1 protein-coding gene is annotated in these 270 nt (G+C 39.3%); it reads left to right on the top strand.

Features of this window, described 5'->3' with window-relative positions; translation table 11 throughout:
• The coding region (locus K5S59_RS29625; protein ID WP_212982180.1) for a zinc ribbon domain-containing protein at window positions 1-121 on the top strand (121 nt) is incomplete at its 5' end.
• Between the last annotated feature and the right edge of the window lie 149 nt (window positions 122-270).

Below are 270 nucleotides of genomic sequence, written 5' to 3'. Positions count from 1 at the left end.
GAAAGCGGATTTAAAGCTATCTGACCGAGTATATACATGTGAATGTGGCAATGTAATGGATAGAGATTTGAACGCAGCGATCAACCTTTTACAAGCAAAAAAATATACAATACTAACGTAAATAGATTGTATATATGTACGGTGGGCTACATCGGAATTTACGCCTGTGGAGTGTCACAGCAAACTGTAGTAGCAAGTGATTAGCGAGGCAGGGCACGTAGAAGCAGGAATACTCTAAGAATATACATTTGTCTATATTTTGCGTTGCCG

This window comes from Bacillus sp. BML-BC051 (genome assembly GCF_019656175.1).
GTDB classification, from domain to species: Bacteria; Bacillota; Bacilli; order Bacillales; family Bacillaceae_G; genus Bacillus_A; species Bacillus_A mobilis.
This window is presented reverse-complemented; position numbering and strand designations above follow the sequence as displayed.